We start from the raw sequence: 18,628 nt of genomic DNA, 5'->3' as shown, positions 1-18,628 counted from the left end.
AACGTCATGAACATCGATCTGCAACTCGACGCCCTGCGCAACGCTTACCGCGACGGCAGCACCACGCCCCGGCAATTGTTGCTGAGCCTGCGAGACAAAGCCGCGGCGCTGAACCCGGACTATCACCTGTTCATTCACTTGCTCAGTGTCGAAGAACTGGAACCTTACCTCGCCGCCCTCGACGGTCGCGATATCGACAGCCTGCCGCTGTACGGCGTGCCGTTCGCGATCAAGGACAACATCGATCTGGCGGGCATTGCGACCACGGCGGCCTGCCCGGCTTTCGCTTATGTGCCGCAGCGCTCGGCGACCATCGTCGAGCAACTGCTGGCGCTGGGCGCGGTGCCACTGGGCAAGACCAACCTTGACCAATTCGCCACCGGCCTCAATGGCAGTCGCTCGCCCTATGGCGCGTGCCCGAACAGCGTGTTGCCGGAGTATCCATCGGGCGGCTCCAGCGCCGGTTCGTCGCTGGCCGTGGCCCTCGGTGTGACGAGTTTTGCTCTGGGCACCGACACCGCGGGATCGGGGCGCGTGCCGGCAGCACTGAACAATCTGGTGGGGCTCAAAGCGACCAAGGGGCTGATCTCCACCGCCGGGGTAGTGCCGGCCTGTCGCACCCTCGATTGCGTGACCACCTTCACCGCCACCGCGCGCGAAGCCAGTCAGCTGCTGGCGCTCACTGCGCACCTCGACCCACGGGACGAGTACAGCCGCAGCAACCCGTTGTGGAATGACGGCTCGGCCTTCGGCGCACTGCGTCCATTTCGTTTCGGCGTGCCGCGATCCCAGGACCTGGAATTCTTCGGCTGCACTGAAGGCCCGCTGTTGTTCGCCAAGGCCGTCGAGCAACTCAAGGCCCTGGGCGGTGAAGCCGTGGAACTGGATCTGTCGCCGTTCCTCGAAGCCGCGCGTCTACTGTACGAAGGCCCGTGGGTGGCCGAGCGCTACAGCGTGGCCGGCGAACTGATGGAGCAGAATCCCGAGGCCGTGCTGCCGGTGATCCGCGCTGTGTTGGCCAAGGCCCCGGCGGTCAGCGGGGTGCAAACCTTCCGCGCCCAGTATCGGTTGCAAGCGCTCAAAGCCCTGTGTGACAAGGCACTGGAGGGTCTTGATTGCGTGCTCACACCTACCATCGGCCGCCCCGTCACGCTGGCAGAGCTTGAAGCCGAACCGGTGCTGCGCAATTCGGAACTCGGTTACTACACCAACTTCATGAACCTGCTCGATTACGCCGCCGTCGCAGTGCCCAGCGGTTTCATGGGCAATGGCCTGCCGTGGGGCGTGACGCTGTTCGGGCGGGCGTTCACCGATCAATACCTGTTGAGCGTGGCGGCTGGCTTGCAGCGCCAGCAAGGTACAACCGCGCCGGCACCGACGACAGCGGCACGCCACGACCGCGCGCGGCTGGTGGTCTGCGGCGCGCACCTCGATGGCCTGGCACTGAACTGGCAACTGAAGCGTCGTGGGGCTCGGCTGGTCGAAACCACCCAGAGTTCGCCTGACTATCAACTGCACGCCCTGGCCGGCGGCCCGCCGTTTCGTCCGGGCATGGTTCGGGTGAAGGAAGGCGGCGTGGCGATTGCCGTGGAGGTGTGGGAATTGCCGAGCAGTGAATTGGGCTCGTTCCTGACCGGCATTCCGGCACCGCTGGGCCTGGGCAAGGTGCAACTGGCGGACGGTCGCTGGGAGAGCGGCTTTATCTGCGAGGCGTACGGGTTGGAGGGTGCAGTGGACATCAGTTATTTCGGCGGGTGGCGGGCCTATCTGAAAAGCCTCGTTTGACAGTGAACCTGCAGGAGCGAGCTGGCTCGCTCATGCAAGGTCCGGGCAGGATTGACGACCATTCGTGGCACACATGGAGCAGTTATTTCCCCGCCGTGCCATTAGAATGCTTGCCATCGGACCACTGCCAACGGAATTGTCATGTCGCCCCGCTCGCCGCTGTATTCTCAACGCTCGTTGATTCTCACACTGATTGCGTTGCTGGGCGCAGGCTTCCTGGCCACTTCCTTTCTCAGTTATTACGCTTCGCGAACGTCGATCCGCGACAACATCGTCAACACCGAATTGCCGCTGACGTCGGACACGGTCTACTCGGAAATCCAGAAAGACCTGGTCCGACCGATCCTGATTTCCTCGATGATGTCCCGCGATACCTTTATGCGCGACTGGGTGGTCAACGGCGAACGCGACCCCGACCAGATGACCCGTTACCTCGACGAAGTCATGACCCATTACGGCGCCTACACGGCGTTTTTCGTCTCCGACACCAGTCTGACCTACTACCACGCCAAGGGCGTATTGAAGCAGGTCAAGGCCACCGAACCCCGCGATGCCTGGTACTTCCGGGTGCGTGACATGAAGGATCCCTACGAGATCAATGTCGATCCGGACCTGGCCAACAAAGACAACCTGACCGTTTTCATCAACTACAAGGTCTACGACTACAACAACCGCTTCATCGGTGCCGCCGGTGTCGGCCTGACCGTCGATGCGGTGATCAAGCTGATCGACAAGTACCAGCAGCACTACCAGCGCAGCGTGTATTTCGTCGACACTTTCGGACGCCTGGTACTGACCGGTGCCGAGGGTGGCCCGCAAGGCGCCCGGGTCGGCCAACCGCTGAGCGAAATCGCCAGCATGAAAAACCTCGTCAGTCAGTTGCCCAAACCCCACAGCGGCAGCTACGAATATTCCGGTCAGGGCCAGGGGCATTTCCTCAATGTGCGGTTCATTCCGGAGCTGAACTGGTATTTGTTCGTCGACAAACTCGAAGACGGCGACCTCAGTGACATCCGTCGCTCGTTGTACCTCAACCTGCTGATCTGCCTGATCGTCACGCTGACCGTGCTCGCACTGCTCAACCGTGTGATCAAACGTTATCAGGACAAGATCCAGGCCCAGGCCACCCTCGACAGCCTGACCGAATTGCCCAACCGCCGCGGCTTCGACCTGCTCGCCGCACAAGCGATGCACGAAGCCCAGCGCGAACCCAAGCCGCTGAGCGCGCTGCTGCTGGACCTGGACCACTTCAAGGCGTTGAACGACACCTACGGCCACCTGGCCGGCGACAAGGTGCTGATCGGCTTCGCCCGGGACCTGGAGAGCTGCCTGCGCCACTCCGACATTGTCTGCCGCTGGGGCGGTGAAGAATTCATCGTGCTGCTCAAGGACACCGACGGTGAGACCGGCCTGATGATCGCCGAAAAAATCCGCCAGCATGTGGCACAGCAGCGCTATGCCTACAACGGCAGTAGCCTGCACCTGACGGTCAGCATCGGCCTGACCACCCTGCAGGACGACGACACCTTGCACACCCTGCTGTCGCGGGCCGATCATGCGATGTATCGGGCCAAACAATCCGGCCGCAATCGTACCTGCGTGGAAATACCTCAATCAGCCTATGCCTGACAACTCATGAATCAGCCAGACCTCTGCCCGGCCTGCGGTGCGCCCAATGACTGCACCCTGGCGGACCCGCGAACCGCTGACCGCGCGTGTTGGTGCTACGGCGTCAGCATCGATCCGGCGGTACTCGAAGCATTGCCGCCCGAACTGCGCAACGCGTCGTGTCTGTGCCCGCGTTGCGCCGCCGTCGAGGCGCAGTTGCAAGCAGCGCCCCGGCCAATCGAGTAAGATGCGCGGCCCCTTTTTCGCCGATCCTTAGCCATGCGCGTCGACCGCTTCCTCAGCAACCTACCCTGCTTCAACCGTAAGCAGGTGCGCCTGTTGCTGGTAGAAAAGCGCGTTCGGATTGACGGAAAAATCACCAGCGACCCGCATGCCGAAGTCCGTGAGTTCAGCCGCGTCGAGGTCGACGAGCACGTGCTGCAGGCCGGCAAGCCGCTTCGCCACTTCATGCTGCACAAACCCGCCGGTTGCGTCAGCGCCACCCGTGACCCGCAGCACCCGACGGTGCTCGACCTGATCCACGAGCCGGACAAGGACGAACTGCACATCGCCGGTCGGCTGGACTTCAATACCACCGGCCTGATGCTCATCACCAACGATGGCAGTTGGTCGCGGCGCCTGACTCAACCGCAGACCAAACTGCCAAAGGTCTATTACGTCGAAACCGAACAGGAAATCGGCCCCGAGTACGCGCTCAAATTCAGCGAAGGCCTGTACTTCGCCTTCGAAGACCTCACCACCCAACCCGCCGGACTGGAGCTGCTGGGGCCAAAATCGGCGCGACTGAGCATCGTCGAAGGCCGTTATCACCAGGTCAAGCGCATGTTCGGTCACTTCGACAACAAAGTCCTGCGCCTGCATCGCGAACGCATGGGCCCTCTGGTGCTTGATGAGGCGCTGAAACCGGGCGAATACCGCCCGCTGAGCGTTGATGAGTTCGAAAGGATCTAAGCCGCCTACCGCTGAGCAGAAGTTGTCGAACAATTTACCAACGGCACTTGCGTGATCGCGTCTCCCCTGCTTGAATCAGGTCGTCAGCCGAAATGTGACTGACGAGTCACAACATACTTCTAAGAAACTTTTTGCCGGTAGAGAACCTTCAGGTTCCGCCTCCCCGGCAAACTGCCCGCCAATAATAATACCCGTCGACCTGCCGTAACGGATCGACATGGGCCTCTCAAATTCCAGGCGTATGCCTACCTGTCACAAAGCTCGTGCAATCTCTTTTGCGCGCATACCCGCTTGCCAGGAGTCTTATGACATGAGGCCAGAAATCGCTGTGCTGGATATACAGGGTCAGTATCGGGTTTACACGGAGTTCTATCGCGCAGACGCCGCAGAGAAGACCATTATTCTGGTCAACGGCTCGATGGCCACGACTGCGTCGTTTGCACAAACCGTGAAAAACCTCCACCCGCAGTTCAATGTGGTCTGCTACGACCAGCCCTACGCGGGCAAGTCAAAAGCCCACAACCTGCATGAGAAATTGCTGACCAAGGAAGTCGAAGGGCAGATCCTCCTGGAGCTGATCGACCACTTCGCCGCCGAACACGTGCTGTCGTTTTCCTGGGGGGGCGCCGCGACACTGGTCGCACTCGCCCACCAGCCTCGGCGCATCGAAAAAGCGGTGATCAGCTCGTTCTCGCCGGAGATCAACGCGCACATGCTCGATTACCTCGAGCGCGGTGTGGATTACCTCGGCTGCCGCGACGGCGACCGGGTCGGCAACCTGGTGAACAGCACCATCGGCAAACACTTGCCGACGCTGTTCAAGCGCTTCAACTACCGGCACGTGAGCAGCCTGGCCGATCACGAATATGGGCAGATGCATTTCCACATCAGCGACCTGCTGCACAGTGATCGCCAGTGCTTCTTCAAGGCCGCGCAGAAAATCAACGTGCCGGTGCTGTTCATGAATGGCGAATGGGACGAATACACTGCCGCCGAAGGCGCCCGGTTATTCGCCGACCACGTGCAACACGCCACCTTCACGACGCTGGAAGCCACCGGCCACTTTCTCGACATGGAGCACAAAGCCGCCTGCCGGGACAGCCGCAACGCACTGCTTGGGTTCCTGAAACCGGCACAGCACGAAAGCCGACCGCGTTACCACTACGTCCAGGACCACCATGCATTGGCAATCTGAAACAGAGTCATCGCGAGCAAGCTTCGCCCCGCAGCGTTAATTGCATTCCTGCACGTGCGAGGCTTGCCCGCGATAGACCGCCACAGGGTCTGTCTGCGTTAAACCCGCCCCACGCAAAGAAAAACTTCAAATCCCCAGCCGTATCTGGTACAAAGTCACCGCTCTGAGCGGGTGTCGTATAATGGCATTACTCCAGCTTCCCAAGCTGATAACGAGGGTTCGATTCCCTTCACCCGCTCCACATCAAATTTGGGTCTCACGTTAAGAAGGTTTTGACGGGGGATGTTGAGACAGAAAAAACCGGTCCTTCGTGACCGGTTTTTTTATGCCTGGAATTCGGGCGACGTTGCTCACGAAAAAACCTCGCAATACCACAGACCACATAAATTCAGACTGACCCAAAGCCGTTGCCGCAGCTCCCTCCTAGACTCGATTTCTATCGCCATTCCACCAAGCCAGGAAGATTTGGTAGGTATAGTGTTGATTACACAAGTTCAGTAGGTATAGTAACCACAAGCACACCACACGGAGGTGATGTGAACAGCCGATTTTTGATAAGCCAAATCATGGCGGACGGTTGGTATCTGGTACGTATCAGAGGCAGCCATCATCACTTCAAGCATCCGACCAAGCCGGGCTTGGTGACGGTCCCTCATCCGAAAAAAGATCTGCTGAAGAAAACGGCCATCAGTATTTTGCAACAGGCGCTGCTTTAACGAGCCCGACGCGCTGAGTCCTCGGAGGACAATGAACATGCTGTACCCAATTGCGATATCAATGGGCGACGACGAGCACGCCTGGGGCGTGGAAGTCCCTGACATTCCGGGATGCTTTTCCGCCGGGGACGATCTGGATGACGCAATGGCCATGGCCCGGGAAGCCATTGAAGGCCATTTTGAGATTCTGGCCGAGGACGGTTCACCCATTCCGCCTGCCAACAAAGTCACTCTGCACGCAGCCAATCCGAAATATGCGGGCTGTACGTGGGCATTGGTGGACATCGACGTTACCAAATACCTGGGCAAGGCCCAGAAACTGAACATCACATTGCCTGGCTACCTGCTCAACCGAATCGATGAGTACGTACTGCACCATCCGGAAGAGAAGAGCCGTTCGGGCTTTCTGGCGTCAGCGGCGCTCAAGGTGTTACAGCAGAGTTGATGGTTTTTTTCAGAGATTTCGACCGGCCCTCGCGGCCGGTTTTTTATGCGTGCGAATGGGTGATTGACATGCGGACAACTACTGGCGATTGCGTCTCTTTAGAGTGACGACTAATATCTCCCAAAACGGGAGGAGAATGTAGGTGCGAGTGATTGCAAAAGGGACTTTGCGGGAATTCTGGGAAAGCAGCTCAGCTTACTCAGACTCCGAAATACCGCTTGTCGAATGGTATCGACATATGGAAAAGGCGATTTATCGCACGCCGCAAGAGGTCAAAGCGGAGCTCAGAACGGTCAGCATTCTCAAGGGTGGTAGGGTTGTATTTAACATTGGTGGCAATAAGTACCGAGTGATCATGGCAATTGATTATCAGCGCCAACTCGGTTTCATACGATTCGTTGGCACCCACGCCCAGTACGATCAGATCAACGCGGAGACCGTATGATGGACATTAAACCTATTCGCAGCCAAGAAGACCTGACCGCTGCATTTGCTCGCGTTGAGCAGTTGTGGGGCTCGGAAGTCGGCTCTCCGGAAGGCGATGAGCTGGAAATTCTTGCGCTGCTCATTGAAAAGTACGAAGACGAGCATTATCCCATGCCGCCCTCCGATCCGATTGAGGCAATCAAGTTCCGCATGGACCAACAAGGCCTGACGCCTCGTGATCTGGAACCTTTCATCGGTACGAGCGGACGTGTGTCCGAAGTGCTCAATCGCAAGCGTAAATTGAGTCTGTCGATGATCAAGCGCCTGCACGATGGGCTACGCATCCCTTATGAAAGTTTGCTTGCGGGTGTTGCCTGACAGGAGATGCAGAGACTTAAAAGCCAGTCCAAGTGGCTAATGCCGATCAGTTAAGAGATAGAGCGAGCAATCAGTAACCTGTGGCGAGCGAGCTTGCTCGCCACAGGTACAGTGTTCGTCCTTAACTGACTGGCATTAGTCCAAGTGACCGGTTTTTTTATGGGTGGAGATTAGAGAAACACCCGCCAAAGTGGACGCACATCCAAGTTTTAAAAACCATGACCAAGGCGAATTATCAAAAAAAGCAACGTCCTACACGACACTCGGAAATATCCGTACACTTGCGCGTTGCTGTGCTTTTGCCACGAGGCCTATAGTCCGAGCGCGCCCAAAATGGCGTATCGGGTTTGGCGACCTGAAGTGGAATGCAAAAGCGCACTGGCTTGCTTGCAGGCGTTTTCGCATCTGTAGAGTTGTCGTTTTTTGGCGACTGTACGCGGGAGATCTTCGGATCTGCCGGCTTCCACTCCGGTTCGCCAACCTGCGTACAGTTGCCACCCTTTCGTTTGGCGACGATCGGCTGGTAAACCTCAACTAAGTGGAACCTTTACGCATGAAAGAATTTATGGCTTTAACCAGCAACGCCGACGACCTCCCCTCCCTCTACGTCAACACCACCCAACCCCTGCACTCACTGCTCACCACCGCCCGCTACAGAATTGGCGCTGTGACGCAGATCCTCGAAAACTTCGCGATGCGGGGAGATATCACCAGTGACTCGGTCATCCTCAGCGACTTCGCATTGTTGTGCTGCATACCTTTGCGTGATGGTTGCGACGTACTGGATGTCATCGCTCGGCGCATGGATGGAGAATCGTCCTGACCTAACCTGTAGGAACGGGCTTGGTCGCGATAGCGGACGGACGGGTAGGCTACTCAGTCGTTGAACGTGCAACCGTCATCGCGAGCAGGCTCGCTCCCACAAGTCTTTCGGCGTTCAAATGCCTGTCGAACGACCTCAAAAAGAGCATCCCCACCATGACTCAAAACATCTACGACGACCCCGGTTTCTTCCAAGGCTACAGCCAGATGGCCCGCTCGATCAGTGGTCTCGACGCCGCGCCGGAATGGCCTGCCTTGAAATCGATGCTGCCGCCGATGCAGGGCCTGAACGTGGTCGACCTCGGTTGCGGTTATGGCTGGTTCTGCCGCTGGGCGAGCGAGCAAGGCGCCGACAAGGTGCTGGGCCTGGATGTGTCGGAGAAAATGCTGGAGCATGCGCGCAAGACCACGTCGGTGTCCAACATCCGTTACGAACGCGCCGACCTGGAACACCTTGACCTGCCGGTCGCCCGTTTCGACCTGGCCTACAGTTCTCTGGCCCTGCACTACATCAAGGACCTGCCGGGGTTGTTCGCGACTGTCCACGCGGCCCTCAAGCCCGGCTCGCGTTTCGTGTTCTCCATCGAGCATCCGATCTTCATGGCGCCGCGTAATCCGGGCTGGATCACCGATGCCGAGGGCCGCAAGAGCTGGCCGGTGGATGGCTATCAGAGGGAAGGCGAGCGCGTGACCAATTGGCTGGCCGAGGGTGTGATCAAGCAACATCGCACCCTTGGTACTTTGCTTAACGCGCTGATCGCCGCGGGCTTCAGCATCCAGCACATCAACGAATGGGGCCCCACGGATGCCGAGGTGGCAGCGCAACCCGCGCTGGCCGAAGAACGCGAACGGCCGATGATGTTGCTGGTTGGTGTTCAACGCTGAACGGGCACTCGTATTGTTTGCGTATAGATCCACGCACGCCCGTAAAGAAGCAATAGCGCTGCGTTGAGCCCGATGGCAGATGCCTTATGCTCCAGGCTCACCTTTCGCCAAGAGATCAACATGGCCAATTCAGAGTTGGGGATCATGATCATTTCATTGATCGGGTTGTTCGGCTTTGCCTCGTTTGCATTTGAATACCTGAGCGCCCGTCGCTCGAAAAAGAACAAGCCGCAGCAATGATTCGGACGGGCAAGAAAAGGGACAGATGACGCTCAAGGTCATTTGTCCCTTTTTTCACATCAGCGCGTCGCCACCAGAAACAACCGCGGAAACGGCAACAGCACCGAACCATCGGCCTGCGCCGGATAAGCCTGTTCGATGGCGGCGTGATACTGCTTCAGGTATTCAGCACGTTCGGCCTCATCCAGTGGCTCAAGGAACGGCCGCAAACCGCTGCCCTTGAACCACTCGACCACGCCCGACGCACCGCCTGCGAGTGGATGATGGTAAGTGGTACGCCACACATCGACCCGAGTGCAGTGTGGTTTGAGCATGGAGTAGTAGCCGCTGGCATCGTCCATCTGCGTGCGTTGCCCGGCAGCGCCAGACAGTTTGGCGGCCCAGGGCCCGTCAGCCGCTACTTCACGCATCAAGCGATGGGAGGGTTCATTGAGATTGTCCGGCATCTGGATCGCCAGGCTGCCACCAGGTGCAAGTTTGTTCACCAGCGAAGGCAGCAACGTGGCGTGATCCGGCAGCCACTGCAACACCGCATTGGCGAAAATCACATCGAATGGGCCGGTTTCGTTCCAGCGGTCAATGTCCGCGATATCGAACTGCACCTGCGGCAATCGCTTGCGGGCGGCCTCGATCATGTCGGTTGAACTGTCCAGCCCGCGCACCGTGGCGTTGGCAAAGCGTTCCACCAGCAACTCGGTCGAGTTGCCGGGACCACATCCGATATCGATCGCCGAGCGCACATCACCGGCGGGAATGGCCGCCAGCAGATCACGGGCGGGACGGGTGCGTTCATCTTCAAAAGCGACGTACTGTTTGGCGGACCAACTCATTGCGTTCTCCTGTCGGTGCGTTGTCCTCGGACCGCTACGATACCGCGACAGGCACGCCCAAAGGTTTCAGAAAATGCCCTTTGAGGCGCACCGCCACGCCCATCGAATTTTCATCCCGCCCTGACTGTCTGAAATTCAAGCGCTCTCAGATGAGGAACACGGCCATGAAATTCGCAAAAATCGCACAGAAACTTGCCCTGTGGGCCGGTAGCCCCAGGACCTTCCTGGGGGCGATCATTCTGATTTTCCTGTGGGGGCTGAGCGGGCCGATCTTCCATTTCAACGATACCTGGCAACTGATCATCAACACCTCGACCACCATCATCACCTTCCTGATGGTGTTCCTGATCCAGAACACGCAAAACCGCGATACGGACATTCTGCATTTGAAAGTCGATGAACTGTTGCGAGTAACGAAAGAGGCACAGAACGCGATGCTGGGTCTCGAAGCACTGGATCTCAAGGAGCTGGAAGCACTGAGAAAGCGGTATCGGCAACTTGGCGAAGGCGAAACGATTTCCCTTGATGGCACGGTCGTCGAAGAGAACAACAAACAGGATTTGAACAAGTGCTGAAGGTCACTGCGCGGGCGGCAACCAGCCGCCCGCGTGATTATCCTAACGACTGGCTTGCAACGCCCTGGCCATCTGCAGGTGATTTTGCAGCTTGGGCAACGTCTCTTCAGCGAACGCCTTGATCTCAGGCACATCCGTGGTTTGCGCTTCCTGCTGAAGCTGCGCGATGGCTTCTTCGGTCGACTGCACCTGACTGGCCGCATAGGCCTCATCGAAGTTCGCGCCTTCCATGACTTGCGGCATCAAGGCCTTGGCTTTGTCGACCACTTGTTCACGCGGGGCCACCGGCAGATTCAGCTGTTTGGCAATTTTCGCCAGGTGCTGGTTGGCGGTGGTGCGGTCGTTGATCACGACGATGGTGTAGTCCTTGACCGCTTTGGATTCGGACTTCTGGTGTGCCAGGCGACTGGCTTCGATATCGGCCATGCCCTGGGCCGATGCATCGTTGATGAATTCGGCGGGGGACTGGGCAAAGGCCGTGCTGGCACACAGGCCCAGTAACGTGGCGAAACCGGTGTTGCGTATTCGGGTGGCCATCCACTTCATGGTCGCGCCCTCCTCAGTAAATTCAAACGGGAGCTTTCGCCCCCGCTTCTCAATCAAAACCACCTTCATCCACTACTTGGATTTTTGTCCGGGTTTGCGGCCCATGTCGGGTTTCGCTGGCTCTTTATCGACGGTCGTGGTGGTGGTTTTCCCACCCTTGCGACCGGCTTCAGACGCCTTGGTTCGATCGTTGGCGAAACTTCCCGAGTTCGAGTTTCTTGAGTTAGGCATGATTCTCTACCTCTTGGTGATGATCGCGGCGAGCTGACGCCCGCATAGAATCTGAATTAGCGCGATGCAAAAGGTTTAGAAAAAAATGTGGATGCCACGACGAACGGTGCACGCGAATCAGACCAGCCGCAGGTGATGCTCGCGCTTGGCGGTGTACATCGCTTCATCGGCGTGCCTGAACAGCTGTTTTTCTTCCGTGCCGTGTTCGGGGTATTGGGCAACGCCAATGCTGGGTTGAATGTTGAGACTGTGGCCGTCCAGGCGCAGGGGTTGAGCCAGGACCTGACGGATTTTCACAGCGACGCAATCGGCATCTCCCGAGGCGTGAATACTGTGCAACAACACCACAAACTCATCGCCGCCAATGCGCGCCACCGTGTCGGTTTCACGCACGCAGCCTTTAAGGCGATTGGCCACGGTTTGCAGCAACATGTCACCAACCGCATGCCCGTGGGTGTCGTTGACCTCCTTGAAGCGGTCAAGATCGACATACAGCAACGCCATGCGCCCGCGATCCTCACGCGCCGCTTCCAGTGCAACCTTGAGCCGGTCGCGCAGCAATTCGCGATTGGGCAGTTGGGTCAGTTGGTCGTACTGGGCCATGCGTTGCAGGCGCGCGTGCAGTTGCTTGCGTTCGATCGCGGTCGCGACCTGCGCGCAGACGTACTGCAACAACTCCTTGTCCTGCTCGGTATAGCGCTCACTACCCGGCATGCTTTTGACGATCAGTGCACCGATGGTGCCGTTTTGCGAGTTCAGCGGCACGCCGAGCCAGCACGGCGAATTCTGTCCGCTCCCTTGCCTCTCGAACCCCGCAGGTCGATCGTCCTGATCCGGGGTCAGCAGGATCGGCTGGCCGCTGCGGACCACCTCGGCACACAGGCGCCCGGTCATCGTGCCGGGCTGCCCGGTTTCGGGTTCGTGGACATCAACGTGATAGGGGAAACTCAGCTCGGTACAGTGTTCGTCATACAGCGCCACGGAAAAATTCAGCGCAGGCAGCCATTCGCCAATGATCAGGTGAATACGCTTGAACAGCGCCAAGAGATCTTCCGCTGCATGCGCCGCCTCGGAAATCGCATACAGCGCGGCTTGCCGGGACTCGGCTTGCTTGCGCTCGGTAATGTCACGAGCGACGGCGATGCGCAGTTGATCGACCTCCGACCAGCGTGCAGACCAGAGAATGTGCACCACCCGGCCATCCTTGCGCAGGTAGCGGTTCTCGAAATTGAGCTTGGGCTCACCGCCCATGATTTCCTGGGCGGCGTCGAGGGTGCGCTGGCGATCGGCCGGGTGCACCAGTTCAATCATCGGTTGTCCGATCAACTCGTCAGGGCTGTAGCCGAAAATGCGCTCGCAGGCCGCACTGACAAATACGAAGCGACCTTGCTTGTCGACCGCGCAAACGGCGTCCAGCAAGAGGTCGATGTAGCTCGCCAACGGCGCGGAATTTCTGGTGGTCATGGTGCTGAAAGCATGTCCTGACAATGCAGCAATAAAGAACCGTCCCTGACCGTTGAAACCTGTGTAACCGAGGCATCCCTGCGCCGGGCTTCAAGCCTTGTTCGTCACCAGCCCCGGCAGTGCATGCACCAGGGCGTTGATGGCGAAACCGATAAACATTACCCCGCAAAGCCGGGTGATGGCCAATTCATGGCGCTGATACAAGGTGCGCACCCGCCGCGCACCGACGATGCCGATGAGGATAGCGTAGGCGATCAGGCCGCCGACGAAACTCAGCAGGATCAGCCACGGCAACATCGACCAATGCAGCAGTTCTGCACGGCTGGACAGCAGCGCGGTGAATGTCGCCACCGCCACCGGATAAGCCTTGGGATTGGTCAGGCCAAACAGGATGCCGTGCCAGAACGGCTGACGTGCCGGCCCTTGTGGCGCCTGGGCACTGCTGCGACGCGCCCGCACCGCCCGCAGCCCGAGCCAGAACAGGTAAAGCCCGCTGAGCACACCCAGTACATCGAACGCGGTACTGCCGATTTCCCGCGCCCCGACAATCGCCACCAGCGCGGTGCCGCACCAGACCACGTCCCCCAGCAAATGCCCGCAGAGAAACCCCGCCCCGGCCCGTCTTCCATGGGCCGCGCCTATGCCGAATACGGCCAGCACGCCGGGGCCTGGCGTAATCCCGTAAATAAAGCCCGAGGCGAGAACGGCCATTAGCAGCGACGGGGTCATGGGAAATCCTTTTGAACCGTTTGGTGAGTGGGCGCCAGTCTATATCAGCTCATTGGGCATTGATTGACTGATCGTCGAAGAACTTCATCAGCGCTTTATCCCCTCGCCGATGCGTTGTTTCAGCCAGTTCAACGCCTGATCCCCGCCCCGCCGCTGGTGCCACGCCAACACAAAGGTAAACGACGGAATATGAAAGGGTGGAGGCACGACGATCAGTGACGCCTCGTCGATGTCGCGCACGCCGCGGGAGGCGACGGTCAGAATCAAATCCGTGCCACTGATCAACTGCGGGGCGACATTCCAGTGCGGCAGGCTGACCGCCACGCGACGCCGTTCATGCAGCGCCGTCAGGGCGCGCTCGATTTCCGGCGTGCCACTGCCGCGCATTTCCAGCAAGACGTGGGGACGCGCCAGGTAGGCCGGCAGGTCGAGGGTGGCGTCGGCCGGCAAACTGTCGCGATCCACCAGGCACACGTAGTGCTCTTCGAACAGCAGGGTGCTGCGTAGTTCGTTGGGCATTTCCGGGAACACGCCGACGGCGATGTCGATATCACCGTTGAGTATCCCGTCGAGCATGCCTTCGCGGCTGGCGTGACTGATTTGCAGATCGATGCCCGGTGCTTCACTGCGCAAGCTGCGGATCAGACCGGGCAGAACGATGGCGGCGCCATAATCGGACATGGCCAGGCGAAAGGTGCGCTGGGTGGTCGCCGGATCAAAGGCATTGGGCGCCAGCAGCGATTGCACCTGGGCCAGGGCTTCGGCCAACGGCGCCATAAGTTCAAGCGCCCGCGAAGTCGGCACCAGACTGGCGCCCGCCCGCACCAACAGCGGATCGCCCAGCAGGTCGCGCAAACGCGCCAGGGCATGGCTGACGGCCGGCTGACTCAGGTGCAAACGTTCAGCCGCCCGGGTGACGTGTTGCTCGCTGAGCAAGGCGTCGAGAATCACCAGTAGATTGAGATCGATACGGCGCAGATCATTCATTTGATGCATGTTCTGGATAGCAAAGCGGAATTTAAATCTGCGCGACGAATACTCTAGAGTCCAGCAAAACCTGCTGGAGAATGAACATGAGTACGTTGCATGGGGTCGGCCTGTTGTTGCTGGCCGTGATTGCCGGGGCGGTGGTGCCTTTTCAGAGTGCGATCAACGCTAACCTTGGACGAGGCCTGGGGCATCCGTTGTGGGCCACATTGGCCTCGTTGCTGGTGAGTATCCTGGTGCTGTTGCCGATCATGCTGGCGCTGCGCGTGCCGTTGCCTTCAATGGCGTTCATCAGCAGAGCGCCACTCTGGATGTGGGCGGGTGGCGCATTCGGAGTCTGCTTCATTTCCCTGGCCCTGGTACTGCTGCCCAAGCTCGGGGCCTCTGGGTTCATGGCCTTGGCGCTGGCCGGGCAAGTGGTCGCGTCATTGGTGCTGGATCACTTTGGGTGGTTCGGGTTGGTGCAGCGGCAGGTGAGCTTGCCACGGGTGTTGGGCGTCGTGATGCTGATTGCGGGTGTGATACTGATTCAGTTCAGTGGGGCTCATGACAAGGCACTGGCGACCGTGGGCTAAAGGGAGGCCACCCGGTCATACTGGCCTTGGGCGCGATGCTCGCGCCCGGCCGTCAAAACGTCTAGAACGCGCTGCGGAAAATTTCCTCGATCTGCCGCTGATCCGCTGCCCGGGGGTTGGTCACGCCGCATGCATCTTTCAGGGCGTTGCTGGCCAGGGTCGGGATGTCGTTGAGGCGCACGCCAAGTTCACGCAAACCGGCGGGGATGTCCACATCGCGGGCAAGGCGGCGGATGGCGTCGATGGCTGCCTGGGCGCCCTCTTCCGGGCTGAATCCGCGAATGTCGGCGCCCATGGCATGGGCCACGTCGGTCAGGCGCACCGCGCAGACCTGGGCATTGAAGCTTTGCACGTGGGGCAACAGCACTGCGTTGCACACACCATGGGGCAAATCGTAGAAGCCACCCAACTGGTGGGCCATGGCATGCACGAAGCCCAGGGACGCATTGTTGAACGCCATGCCCGCCAGAAACTGCGCGTACGCCATATTCTCCCGCGCCCCGAGGTCTTCCCCGTCCTGTACCACCCAGCGCAGGTTATCGCTGATCAGGGTGATGGCCTTGAGGGCGCAGGCATCGGTGATCGGGGTGGCCGCGGTGGACACGTAGGCTTCGATGGCGTGGGTCAGGGCATCCATGCCGGTGGCGGCCGTCAGGCCCTTGGGCATGGCGGTCATCAGCTCCGGATCGTTGACCGACAGCAGCGGCGTGACGTTGCGATCGACAATGGCCATTTTCACGTGCCGCGACTCGTCGGTGATGATGCAGAACCGGGTCATCTCGCTGGCCGTGCCGGCAGTGGTGTTGATGGCAATCAACGGCAGTTGCGGTTTAGTGGATCGATCGACGCCTTCGTAGTCGCGAATTTGCCCGCCATTGGTCGCGCACAAGGCAATCCCCTTGGCGCAGTCGTGGGGCGAGCCACCGCCCAGGGACACCACGAAGTCACAGCGGGTCTCCTTGAGCAGACCCAGGCCATGCTCGACGTTGGCGACGCTGGGGTTGGGCTTGGCACCGTCGAAAATCACCGAGTCGATGTCCTGCAGCGCCAGCTTCCCGGCAACCATGCTTGCCACGCCGGCCTTGGCCAGTCCGGCGTCGGTGACGATGAACGCCTTGCGAAAACCGTATTGGCGGATGGCGTCCATGGCTTCGTCCAGGCAACCGATGCCCATGATGTTCACAGCGGGGATAAAAAACGTACTACTCATGCACGAGTCTCCTGGCGAACTTCAGACCGGCAGCGCCGATCCACTGAATGCTCAGGATCGACCCGTCGCCAACGCCGCATGTTGATCTGGCTCAACGTCTGGTCGTGATAAAGTCGCCGCCCATCAGACCTTTTGCTTCGAGACGACAAACGCAATGACCGATTTACAGGATGTCGACGCCCAACTTGAAGACTGGAACGCCTTGCGCTCAAGCGCCGCGTTCGCCGGCTTGCTGGTGGGCAACGGCGCCAGCCGCGCCGTGTGGGACGATTTCGGCTACGACTCGCTGTTCGAGAACGCCCGCACCGTCGAAGAAAAGCCCCTGAGCCAATCGGAATTGAGTGTGTTCGATGCGCTGCAAACGCGCAGTTTCGAACAAGTGCTCGGCGCGCTGAAAACCACCAGCCGGGTCAACAAGGCCCTGGCCGTCAGCTCCGCCGCCCCGCGCAATCGTTACTACGCGATCAAGGAAGCCTTGATCAACACCGTGCACGCGGTGCATATCCCGTGGCGTCTGGTCCAGGCTTCGACCCTGGCGTCGATCAATCAGGAACTGACCAGCTACCGCACGGTATTCACCACCAACTACGACCTGCTCAATTACTGGGCGATCCAGCACTCGCCGCAGGCGATCACCGATCTGTTCCAGGGCGACGAGCCCGGCTTCGACCTCAGCGCCACCGCCACGGACAAAACCCGCTTGCTGTACCTGCACGGCGGTTTGCATCTGGTACGCAATCAGGACGGCACGGCGCGCAAGCTGATGTCGACCGAGGGCACATTGCTGGGTAATTTCGCGATCAACAACACGATCAAGACCCTCGACGACGTGCCGCTGTTCGTCAACGAAGGCCCGAGCGCGGACAAGCTCAAGACCATTCGCAGCTCGGATTATTTGTCGTTCTGCTACGACCAGCTGCTGGAGCATGGCGAAGGCTTGTGCATTTTTGGTCATGCACTGGGCGAACAGGACAGTCATGTCGTGCACGCCTTGCGTCAGGCGAAACCGCAGGTGGTGGCGATTTCGATCTATCCGCGCAGCAAGGCGTTTATCCAGCATCAGAAGCGCTATTACGCGAAGGTGTTCGAGGGGACGGGTGTTGAGTTGCGTTTTTTTGATTCCAAGACCCATGCACTGGGTAGCCCGAAGCTGGCGGTGCCGGTCGAGGTTTAGTGCAGCTGGATCTGGCGTCTTCCCGAAACCGATGTGGGAGCGAGCTTGCTCCCACAATTGCCTCAAAGCACCGGCAATGTCTTGTCCTTGATCACCTTGGTCGGCCCGTTGGCCTTGACGCTGGCGATGCCTTTTTCCAGAGCGATGGCGGACGAATAAGCTTCACTGCTGCCGATAATCTCGTGATTAGCGGCCTTGAGGTTGAAATAAGGGTGGCCATCCCTGGTGGTTTTCTTCTCGTAGCGCTCACCCAGCGGGCTGTTGGCCTGCACCGCCGCGATGCCTTTATCGGCCGCGGCGCGCGTGGTGTAGTGCTCGCTGGTCAGAATGGTTTCGGCATTGGCCGCCTTCAGCACAAACCTGAATTGGCCGCTGATGCTTTTGCTCACTTCGTACCATCCGGACATGCTCTTTCTCCTGGGCGATTGAGAGGTTGCGCGCTTCAGAGTAAAGATCAGGCCAGGTCGTTTGTCGCCTGTACCGGCCCGCGAGGGGCCGGCAGGATCGATGCACGCCTATCTATTTCACCGCCGTTCGCACCACCGACAACTCCGGAGCAGCCACTCGCCGCTGACTCAAATACCGCGTGCAACTCACCCGCAGGAACGAGGCGAAATTCACCACCTCGCCGCGGTAGTCCATCACCTCTTCATACAGCTTGGCGATCAACTGATTGGTGGTCATGCCGTCGACCTCGGCGATTTCGCTGAGGATGTCCCAGAACTGATTCTCCAGTCGCAGCGTGGTGACCACCCCGCAGATGCGCAGCGAGCGGGAGCGCGATTCGTAGAGGATCGGGTCAGCTTTGACGTAGAGCTCGCACATGGTGACGTTC

Annotated in this window: 23 protein-coding genes and 1 tRNA gene; 15 read left to right on the top strand and 9 right to left on the bottom strand. The window is 59.3% G+C overall.

Annotated elements, in window-relative coordinates; genetic code table 11:
- Positions 1 to 6: 6 nt before the first annotated feature.
- The 12 genes from atzF to F7R06_RS18605 all read left to right on the top strand — a co-directional run bounded on the left by atzF (position 7) and on the right by F7R06_RS18605 (position 9,232).
- On the top strand, positions 7 to 1,785 hold the full coding sequence (gene atzF, locus F7R06_RS18660) for an allophanate hydrolase (protein ID WP_090317362.1): 1,779 nt from the start codon (positions 7 to 9) through the stop codon (positions 1,783 to 1,785).
- 141 nt (positions 1,786 to 1,926) lie between these two features.
- Positions 1,927 to 3,414, top strand: a complete 1,488-nt coding sequence (locus F7R06_RS18655) for a sensor domain-containing diguanylate cyclase (RefSeq protein WP_090317359.1) — start codon at positions 1,927 to 1,929, stop codon at positions 3,412 to 3,414.
- Between the two features lie 6 nt (positions 3,415 to 3,420).
- Complete coding sequence (locus tag F7R06_RS18650; RefSeq protein WP_090317356.1) at positions 3,421 to 3,639, top strand: cysteine-rich CWC family protein; 219 nt, start codon at positions 3,421 to 3,423, stop codon at positions 3,637 to 3,639.
- Between the two features lie 33 nt (positions 3,640 to 3,672).
- Positions 3,673 to 4,365 carry a pseudouridine synthase gene (locus F7R06_RS18645; RefSeq protein WP_090317353.1) on the top strand — a complete coding sequence of 231 codons (693 nt, stop codon included), beginning with the start codon at positions 3,673 to 3,675 and terminating at the stop codon, positions 4,363 to 4,365.
- A 310-nt stretch (positions 4,366 to 4,675) separates the two neighbouring features.
- Positions 4,676 to 5,560, top strand: coding sequence for an alpha/beta fold hydrolase (locus tag F7R06_RS18640; RefSeq protein ID WP_090317350.1), 885 nt, complete (start codon positions 4,676 to 4,678; stop codon positions 5,558 to 5,560).
- A 167-nt stretch (positions 5,561 to 5,727) separates the two neighbouring features.
- Positions 5,728 to 5,801: transfer RNA gene (locus F7R06_RS18635), tRNA-Gly, on the top strand.
- A 295-nt stretch (positions 5,802 to 6,096) separates the two neighbouring features.
- On the top strand, positions 6,097 to 6,276 hold the full coding sequence (locus tag F7R06_RS18630) for a type II toxin-antitoxin system HicA family toxin (RefSeq protein ID WP_090317347.1): 180 nt from the start codon (positions 6,097 to 6,099) through the stop codon (positions 6,274 to 6,276).
- Between the two features lie 37 nt (positions 6,277 to 6,313).
- The gene (locus F7R06_RS18625) at positions 6,314 to 6,721 is read left to right on the top strand and encodes a type II toxin-antitoxin system HicB family antitoxin (RefSeq protein ID WP_090318374.1); all 408 of its coding nucleotides are present in this window, start codon (positions 6,314 to 6,316) and stop codon (positions 6,719 to 6,721) included.
- Positions 6,722 to 6,863: 142 nt separating this feature from the next.
- A complete protein-coding gene (locus F7R06_RS18620) occupies positions 6,864 to 7,166 on the top strand; it encodes a type II toxin-antitoxin system HigB family toxin (RefSeq protein WP_090317344.1) in 303 nt (100 codons plus the stop codon).
- The gene (locus tag F7R06_RS18615) at positions 7,166 to 7,525 is read left to right on the top strand and encodes a helix-turn-helix domain-containing protein (protein WP_034150106.1); all 360 of its coding nucleotides are present in this window, start codon (positions 7,166 to 7,168) and stop codon (positions 7,523 to 7,525) included. The genes F7R06_RS18620 and F7R06_RS18615 overlap by 1 nt, the downstream gene beginning before the upstream one ends.
- Positions 7,526 to 8,078: 553 nt before the next feature.
- Complete coding sequence (locus F7R06_RS18610) at positions 8,079 to 8,348, top strand: short-chain dehydrogenase (protein WP_090317341.1); 270 nt, start codon at positions 8,079 to 8,081, stop codon at positions 8,346 to 8,348.
- Between the two features lie 155 nt (positions 8,349 to 8,503).
- Complete coding sequence (locus F7R06_RS18605; RefSeq protein WP_090317338.1) at positions 8,504 to 9,232, top strand: class I SAM-dependent methyltransferase; 729 nt, start codon at positions 8,504 to 8,506, stop codon at positions 9,230 to 9,232.
- Between the two features lie 299 nt (positions 9,233 to 9,531).
- On the opposite strand, the gene tam is transcribed toward F7R06_RS18605, so the two are convergent.
- Entirely contained in the window at positions 9,532 to 10,302 is a 771-nt protein-coding gene (tam, locus tag F7R06_RS18600) for a trans-aconitate 2-methyltransferase (protein ID WP_090317335.1), read from the bottom strand.
- A 164-nt stretch (positions 10,303 to 10,466) separates the two neighbouring features.
- Here tam and F7R06_RS18595 point away from each other — a divergent pair, with 164 nt between their 5' ends.
- Positions 10,467 to 10,877, top strand: a complete 411-nt coding sequence (locus F7R06_RS18595; protein WP_090317332.1) for a low affinity iron permease family protein — start codon at positions 10,467 to 10,469, stop codon at positions 10,875 to 10,877.
- Between the two features lie 42 nt (positions 10,878 to 10,919).
- On the opposite strand, the gene F7R06_RS18590 is transcribed toward F7R06_RS18595, so the two are convergent.
- From F7R06_RS18590 to F7R06_RS18570, 5 genes are all read right to left on the bottom strand, one after another.
- Complete coding sequence (locus F7R06_RS18590) at positions 10,920 to 11,423, bottom strand: DUF4142 domain-containing protein (RefSeq protein WP_090317330.1); 504 nt, start codon at positions 11,421 to 11,423, stop codon at positions 10,920 to 10,922.
- 72 nt (positions 11,424 to 11,495) lie between these two features.
- Complete coding sequence (locus F7R06_RS18585; RefSeq protein ID WP_090317327.1) at positions 11,496 to 11,654, bottom strand: KGG domain-containing protein; 159 nt, start codon at positions 11,652 to 11,654, stop codon at positions 11,496 to 11,498.
- Between the two features lie 117 nt (positions 11,655 to 11,771).
- Positions 11,772 to 13,118 carry a sensor domain-containing protein gene (locus F7R06_RS18580; protein ID WP_090317324.1) on the bottom strand — a complete coding sequence of 449 codons (1,347 nt, stop codon included), beginning with the start codon at positions 13,116 to 13,118 and terminating at the stop codon, positions 11,772 to 11,774.
- A gap of 90 nt (positions 13,119 to 13,208) precedes the next feature.
- The gene (locus tag F7R06_RS18575; RefSeq protein WP_090317321.1) at positions 13,209 to 13,847 is read right to left on the bottom strand and encodes a LysE family translocator; all 639 of its coding nucleotides are present in this window, start codon (positions 13,845 to 13,847) and stop codon (positions 13,209 to 13,211) included.
- Between the two features lie 87 nt (positions 13,848 to 13,934).
- Entirely contained in the window at positions 13,935 to 14,843 is a 909-nt protein-coding gene (locus F7R06_RS18570) for a LysR family transcriptional regulator (RefSeq protein WP_090317318.1), read from the bottom strand.
- A 77-nt stretch (positions 14,844 to 14,920) separates the two neighbouring features.
- Here F7R06_RS18570 and F7R06_RS18565 point away from each other — a divergent pair, with 77 nt between their 5' ends.
- Complete coding sequence (locus tag F7R06_RS18565; protein ID WP_090317316.1) at positions 14,921 to 15,409, top strand: DMT family transporter; 489 nt, start codon at positions 14,921 to 14,923, stop codon at positions 15,407 to 15,409.
- Positions 15,410 to 15,470: 61 nt separating this feature from the next.
- On the opposite strand, the gene yiaY is transcribed toward F7R06_RS18565, so the two are convergent.
- A complete protein-coding gene (yiaY, locus tag F7R06_RS18560) occupies positions 15,471 to 16,619 on the bottom strand; it encodes an L-threonine dehydrogenase (protein WP_090317314.1) in 1,149 nt (382 codons plus the stop codon).
- A 154-nt stretch (positions 16,620 to 16,773) separates the two neighbouring features.
- Between yiaY and F7R06_RS18555 the strand changes: the two genes are divergently transcribed.
- On the top strand, positions 16,774 to 17,793 hold the full coding sequence (locus F7R06_RS18555; protein ID WP_090317312.1) for a DUF4917 family protein: 1,020 nt from the start codon (positions 16,774 to 16,776) through the stop codon (positions 17,791 to 17,793).
- Positions 17,794 to 17,855: 62 nt separating this feature from the next.
- On the opposite strand, the gene F7R06_RS18550 is transcribed toward F7R06_RS18555, so the two are convergent.
- Both F7R06_RS18550 and F7R06_RS18545 read right to left on the bottom strand, forming a co-directional pair.
- Complete coding sequence (locus tag F7R06_RS18550; protein ID WP_090317310.1) at positions 17,856 to 18,200, bottom strand: YegP family protein; 345 nt, start codon at positions 18,198 to 18,200, stop codon at positions 17,856 to 17,858.
- 112 nt (positions 18,201 to 18,312) lie between these two features.
- On the bottom strand, positions 18,313 to 18,618 hold the full coding sequence (locus F7R06_RS18545) for a ribbon-helix-helix domain-containing protein (protein WP_090317308.1): 306 nt from the start codon (positions 18,616 to 18,618) through the stop codon (positions 18,313 to 18,315).
- Positions 18,619 to 18,628: the final 10 nt, after the last annotated feature.

Origin of the sequence: Pseudomonas moorei, assembly GCF_008801475.1 — a bacterium.
Taxonomy (GTDB): Bacteria; Pseudomonadota; Gammaproteobacteria; order Pseudomonadales; family Pseudomonadaceae; genus Aquipseudomonas; species Aquipseudomonas moorei.
This window is presented reverse-complemented; position numbering and strand designations above follow the sequence as displayed.